The sequence below is a fragment of the Peribacillus sp. P4_C12 genome (assembly GCF_056402095.1).
Window position 1 is genome coordinate 22,791 of the sequence record NZ_JBFUIB010000034.1, and the last position, 6,246, is coordinate 29,036.

Sequence of the window (6,246 nt, forward strand, 5' to 3'; positions counted from 1 at the left end):
ACTTTGGGTGATAATTAATGAAAAATAAATTTATGAAGATATATGAAAATATTTCAAAACAAATACTTGATGGACGTCTAATCGCGGGGGATATGCTGCCGTCTGAAAATGAATTGGCTGAAAGTCATTCTGCGTCAAGGGAAACGATTAGGAAGGCACTGAAGATGCTGTCGGAAGATGGGTACATCCACAAAGTCCAGGGTAAAGGATCAATTGTTCTGGAAATGAAGCGACTTGACTTCCCAGTTTCCGGACTTGTCAGCTTCAAGGAGTTAACCCAAAAAATGGGCGAGAGGGCGAAAACATATGTTGAAACCTTCGAGAAGATTAATCCGAGTCCTGCCTTGCAGGAAGCATTAAAGCAAACAGAAGATGAACTAGTATGGAAAGTCATCCGTGTTCGTGAAATTGATGGAGAACGAATTATCCTGGATAAAGATTTCCTTGCAGAGAAGTATGTCCCTCTTCTGACCATAGACATTTGCCGGAAATCCATTTACGAATATTTGGAAGAAGATTTGGGTCTTTCAATTGGCTTTGCCAAAAAAGAAATCACGATTGAGGAGCCAACAAAGGAAGATCGGAAACTACTCGATCTTGAAGGTTTTCACAGCATAGTCGTTGTCAAAAGTCACGTTTACCTTGATAATGCTAGTTTATTTCAATTCACCGAATCCCGTCACCGTCCTGATAAATTTCGATTCGTCGATTTCGCAAGAAGAAAATGAGAACATTACAAGAAGGTGCCTCATACGTAGGCGCCTTTTTTGGTTTCCTTAGGCATTACCAATATTATTCAGCAAAATATAAAGAAACCTATAGTTTAGTAGTTGGTAGAGCATGAAAAAACAAAAAAACAGCCTGAAATCTATCAGGCTGTTTTTTTGTTAATTATATACTTTAACTTTTACCGTTTTTCTACCCCAATTAATTGCTTTTGTATGAGAAGAGTAGAAGACGTCAATTTTATTCCCTTTGATTGCGCCGCCTTTATCTGCCGCAATGGCATCCCCGTATCCTTCTACATGAACTTTTGTTCCTAGTGGAATGACCTTAGGGTCGACTGAGATCGCTTTTGCGTTAGGGTTTTTCTTTAAGTTAAGACCCGATGCTGTAATACCGCTGCAACCTTTGCAGTTCGCAGTGTAAGCTGTAGCCTTCACGGTGATCGTTTTATATTTCTTGGATGATGACGTTTTAGCTTTAGCCTTAGGTTTAGCAGAGGTCGAAGTCTTCTTGACCTTTAAAACTTGTTTTGGATGGATGTTATCTTTTTTTAGGTTGTTCCAACTTTTGAGTTGATTGACTGTTATATTATGTTTATTGGCGATACTCCATAGTGAGTCGCCGCTTTTAACTTTGTATGTAGTAGTAGCAGCCGATGAAACTCCGGAAAAACTAAATACCAGGAAGAAAGCAGTGAAAATTGGAAGTAGTATTTTTTTCAAATGAATAGTCTCCTTTGTTTTAAATCGTAGACTTAGAATAACAGTTATATATGACAATAATGTTTCGCTGGAATAGTAATTGTGTTACAAAAGCGTTTCTGCTGATAAACAATTGTAATATAAACTGGGTAAAAAGAACTAATCATTTAAATGTTCCAATATTATGTATTTTGTCAATATAATAGATTTTTTGTTTAATACCCTTGATATAATGGCATAATTTGTTTAAAAAAATAAAATATGGTTGTGTTTTTTTTAGGTTTAAAGGCCTGTATTTTTTGTAAAAAAGCAACACATAAAGAGTTGAATTCTTCTTTCTTTTTAGTGGATAGCGTCATCAATTCTTATTCACTTGTGAAATGAAGTTCGTAGTTTTTGAGGTTTTCTATTATTTGCGGGTTTTTCAATGATTTCACTATCATCTCTTCATCTAGTAAAAAAAGTTTTTCGTTGTAATAATAGACGCATGAAAAAGCCGACAGCTAAGGAATGTCGGCTTGTAACATGAAATAAATTAAGATAAAACGAATTCAGAAGCAAAATCGACGAGCATTTGTTGATAAACAGCAACAGATTCGAGACTTATACATTCCCTGTCGCCATGCCAGTTCTCACCTTTTGGGCCAAACTCAATAGCCGGGATATCATATGCCGCAAAAAAGACAGTATCAGCGGAGCCATGTTGTCCAAAAATGATAGCTTCCTGATTGGTGTTCTTTTCAATAATTGGACGAAGAAGAGTGATGAATGGGTCATTCTCTTCGGTTTTTACTGGCTTGCTGTACATGTTTATATGGATATTATTCCCTGTCACGCTTTCAATCTGTGCAATAATCTCTTCCATGGTCTGGGTAGGGAGATAACGGATATCAAGACTGAGTAAGCAGGCATCCGGTACCTTATTATAGACATCTCCACCTTTTATTTTAGCCAAATTAAGTGAGGGGGATGTGTAAAGTGGAGAATTTTCCCGAGTAAAGGGAAGTTCTTTAATTTTTTGATAGAGATCATACGCCTTTTCAATAGCATTCACTCCTTCCCATGGCCGGCTTCCATGTGCGGATTTACCTGATACTTCAATATCCAGATGAAGGGCTCCCTTGGCCTGCAGGCCGATCCCTAACTGCGTCGGCTCTGCACAGATTACAAAGTCCCCTCTATAACCATGCTTCGCTAAATATCCAGAACAGTTCAAACCGCCAATTTCTTCATCTGATACGATTTGGAGCTGGATTTTCAAACCTAAGTCTCTATCTTTTAGTTCTGAAAATGCACACATCATGCCTGCAATCCCCGCTTTCATATCAGCTGCCCCACGTCCATATAATTTCCCTTCATGAATCTCAGGGGAAAATTGATCCGGCGTTCCGCTGACAACATCGACATGACCATTCCAAATCACGGTTTTTTCTCCACTGCCAATTTCGCTTACAAGCATTTTGTACCCGTTATTTACTATTACATTCACGGTAAGTTCTTGCTTGTAAAGCCATTCCGCACAGTAGTCAACTGCTTCGTTAGCTCCTTCTTTTGATGAACTGTCAATAGATACTAAATCTTTAAGTAACTCGATGAGCAAATAGAAAACCTCCTAAAAATATGCATACTATAATTATATATACCTTTATTAAGAAAGGGTTAAATCAAAAATATTTTCCTATTAAAAAACGTTTATTCTTTTCATTTCTCAGGGTATGTAAAGGGGGAGCGACAATTTACATTCTTTAAGGAGGATGATAGATATGGATAAACGTATAATTGGTGTATATGAAACTGGAGAAGAGGCCATTAAGGCAGTTGAAGCTTTGCAAGCTCAAGGATATAATCGTGAAGATATTTCAGTCGTAGCGAAAGATAAAGAAGAATTAAGGACAGTGAATGAAGAAACGGGTACAAAAGTTGAAGAAGGGCTTGCTGCTGGTGCAGCGACCGGAGGCATCTTGGGCGGTGCAGCTGGTTTATTAGCAGGAGTAGGAGCGTTAGCGATTCCTGGAATTGGACCTGTATTAGCGGCTGGACCACTCGCTGCTACATTGGCTGGTGCAGCCGTGGGAGCTGGTACAGGCGGCCTGGCCGGTACATTAATTGGTCTAGGTATACCTGAGGAAGAGGCAAATCGATATGAAACAGATGTGAAGAATGGCAAGCTACTTGTGTTAGTTGATGCAGATGCGAGAAAAGCCCATTCTTCCTACTCAGGTATTACAGAAACGGATGAAACGCTTACTAAAAGTAGACCGCTTTAATAGATTTGGATAAAAAGGGACGGATCCTTAGGGTCCGTCCCTTTTTTTTCGATACCGAGCACACCGATCAATTTATCTCCATCATAAACGGCTTTGGCTGCGGTAATGACAAGTGTGTTCGTTGCTCCTTAAGTACTTCAAATTTTTAAAATGGTTTCAATAGATATTTCGGCATGTTTTTACTTTTTTGAAGCTTTTAGTTGGAATATTCTTGTAACTATTAATAATGTTGTTAGGTATCTTTATCAGAGCAGATTACAGATGGAAGAGAGGGGGGAATATAGATGAAATAAAAAAAGAGCTGACTGTCATAGTCAACTCTTCCGTTCTTTAACCTTATTCGACTTGAATATTTTGCGTTCGGCAAGTATACCATGTGTAAAACTCGTCAGCATATTCAACTGATACGTCTTGAAGTTTTGTATGATGTACTGGTTTGGAGCGGTTAACAGTTTCAATTGAGGCAAGCCCGAAGAGTTTTTGTAATTTCGAACGTTCTACTTCAATTTGAATGACTTTGCTTCTTTTTGTAATAAACAGTGACGTTTCTAAACTTCCTGATTTGAACTGAATAATCTCGTTATTTAACAAATAACGACTATTTTTGTAATCTAATATTCGCAATGTGTAAATAAGGACGAGTAAGATCACTGATACATACCATATGGCCGGTTTAAAATAATAGATTGCCACGGTCGTAAGGATCCAGAAAAAGCTGGGCCGCAACATTCGTACTTTGAACGCTTGTTTCGATAAGCGTTCCATCGAACGTTCCACTTTGTAAGTAGGTAAAATCTCTTCTATCATCGCATACGCACGGTCAACCGATAAAAACGGATAGAGAGTATTTGTTTCTAGTTCTTTATCGCCTGTACTTCCTGCGCTTATCAGTTTTACTTCCGCTAAACCAAGCATTCTTTTAATGAGTGATTGGGTGATCTCGACTGCTTGTACTTTTTCTTTCTGAATCGAAAAAGCAGATTCGTCAAGTACACCTTTCTTAATATACACGCGTTCATGGTCTGATGATATTTCATACTTTCCATATTTAACGAACGTGGAAATAATTCCGAATGCAACGGCTATACAAATAATGCCGATGAGGGCTATGGTTACAATCCACCATGTATCTAATAACGTTGCAAGCAACCCCTCGGCATTTTCCATATTGAAAAAATCATCGAGTGTATTATAAATAGTAGCGACAATCGGAATAAGCGCCAGGAAGCTGAGTGATGTAAAGGAGGCTTTCAGCACATCCTGTTTGGTAGGTGTAAAATGAATCGTCTTTTCAGAAACTGATTCAACAATTTCCAGGGTATCCTCTTCAGTACCATCGACTTCGATAACAGAAAGTTCTTGTATTAACGATAATTCCTGTTCAAGTCGTTTGGCCTCTTTTTGAGAAATAACCTCAAATGGTACAGAACCTTGATCATCAGTCATCCCGGTTTCAAATGTTAATGAAGTTAAGTTGAAAAGTTTGTGGAATAGAGTTGTACGTCGCTGTACGTTTTGTACTTTAAGAAACGGAACTGTTCGAAACGACTTGGAGATAAGCCCTGATGTAATTTGAACGGTTCCTTCTTTAATTCGGTATTTATATGTATACCATTGAAGGATAACTGAAATAACTCGCCATACCAAGTAAACTAGAAACCCGATTTGGAGCACCTTCATATATGTCTTTTCAGTACCGAAGTTTAGTACATAAAGCATGATAATAAAAAACAAGTTCCCTTTCATTACTTTCCCTAATTCGAAAGGGATTTTGAACGGGTGTAACCGTTTTGCATGTTCTTCCATTGTTAATCCACTTCCTTAATTTTTGCGAAATGGGCAATTTTATCTCGTAGTTCATACGCTTCTTTCTCTGAAATGGCAGGTATGTCATGGGAAGCACCCATTGTCCCGATACTTATTGAATAAAGATTATATTTCCGCAAAAGCGGACCTTGGTTCAACTTGACTGATTGTACTTTCGTCATCGGAATGAGTTTGTGAGTTTCCTTCCATGCTCCTTGTTTTGTTTGAATGAATTCTTCGCTCACGTCGTAACGCCAATACTTTTGCAAAAGGATTGGTTCAATAAAGATGGACCATATTGCATGAAAAAATAGTAATACCATAAGGCCGGTTAAAGTCCATCCAATCCATTCTTTCCAAGCAAAATAATTATCGACATACAATAGAATGCTAAGGACGGCGAGGATTACAAGATTGGTAATGGTTTCAGTCATCCGCCAAACTTTAACGGATTCTTTGGAAATTTTCTTCGTGGGCGGTTGAATCATTGAATACATATGTTCACTCCTTACTGTGTCTTAATACTAATACGAATAAACTTTCAGAAAAGTTCCCTAAATATCATCTAAAGGGATGAAAAAGAGCCCTATTAGGTGGAGTGACCCCTGTCAAATAGACAGAAATAAAAAAGACCAATTAAGCAGCCTGAGTTCTATATTGATATGGACTCAGGTTGTTTAATTTTTTCTGGAAGCGATGATGGTTATAGAATCGAATATACATACTTACAGCACCTCTAACCTCTT

7 protein-coding genes are annotated in these 6,246 nt (G+C 38.0%); 2 read left to right on the forward strand and 5 right to left on the reverse strand.

All coding sequences use genetic code 11. From position 1 onward, the window contains the following. Positions 1–17 precede the first annotated feature (17 nt). Complete coding sequence (gene treR, locus AC1DUW_RS08665; RefSeq protein ID WP_053344324.1) at positions 18–728, forward strand: trehalose operon repressor; 711 nt, start codon at positions 18–20, stop codon at positions 726–728. 159 nt (positions 729–887) lie between these two features. Here the strand turns inward: treR and AC1DUW_RS08670 are convergent, their stop codons facing one another. Further along, positions 888–1,448: a 3D domain-containing protein gene (locus tag AC1DUW_RS08670; RefSeq protein ID WP_053344325.1), complete on the reverse strand. Its 561-nt coding sequence runs from the start codon at positions 1,446–1,448 to the stop codon at positions 888–890. Between the two features lie 514 nt (positions 1,449–1,962). Further along, positions 1,963–3,027, reverse strand: coding sequence for a M20 family metallopeptidase (locus tag AC1DUW_RS08675; RefSeq protein ID WP_477642351.1), 1,065 nt, complete (start codon positions 3,025–3,027; stop codon positions 1,963–1,965). Between the two features lie 163 nt (positions 3,028–3,190). Between AC1DUW_RS08675 and AC1DUW_RS08680 the strand changes: the two genes are divergently transcribed. Then, positions 3,191–3,694, forward strand: a complete 504-nt coding sequence (locus AC1DUW_RS08680) for a general stress protein (RefSeq protein ID WP_098176950.1) — start codon at positions 3,191–3,193, stop codon at positions 3,692–3,694. 336 nt (positions 3,695–4,030) lie between these two features. Here AC1DUW_RS08680 and AC1DUW_RS08685 read toward each other — a convergent pair whose 3' ends face one another. The 3 genes from AC1DUW_RS08685 to AC1DUW_RS08695 all read right to left on the reverse strand — a co-directional run. Continuing rightward, positions 4,031–5,500, reverse strand: coding sequence for a PH domain-containing protein (locus tag AC1DUW_RS08685; protein WP_477642352.1), 1,470 nt, complete (start codon positions 5,498–5,500; stop codon positions 4,031–4,033). A 2-nt stretch (positions 5,501–5,502) separates the two neighbouring features. Beyond that, complete coding sequence (locus tag AC1DUW_RS08690; protein WP_477642353.1) at positions 5,503–5,997, reverse strand: PH domain-containing protein; 495 nt, start codon at positions 5,995–5,997, stop codon at positions 5,503–5,505. A gap of 139 nt (positions 5,998–6,136) precedes the next feature. Next, on the reverse strand, positions 6,137–6,246 hold a 110-nt coding region (locus tag AC1DUW_RS08695; protein ID WP_477642355.1), incomplete at its 5' end, for an IS3 family transposase.

Bases quoted from the DNA above. Each gene is read 5' to 3' on its own strand.
- AC1DUW_RS08690 (WP_477642353.1), bottom strand. From the start codon at position 5,997: ATGTATTCAATGATTCAACCGCCCACGAAGAAAATTTCCAAAGAATCC.
- AC1DUW_RS08680 (WP_098176950.1), top strand. From the start codon at position 3,191: ATGGATAAACGTATAATTGGTGTATATGAAACTGGAGAAGAGGCCATT.
- treR (WP_053344324.1), top strand. From the start codon at position 18: ATGAAAAATAAATTTATGAAGATATATGAAAATATTTCAAAACAAATA.
- AC1DUW_RS08685 (WP_477642352.1), bottom strand. From the start codon at position 5,500: ATGGAAGAACATGCAAAACGGTTACACCCGTTCAAAATCCCTTTCGAA.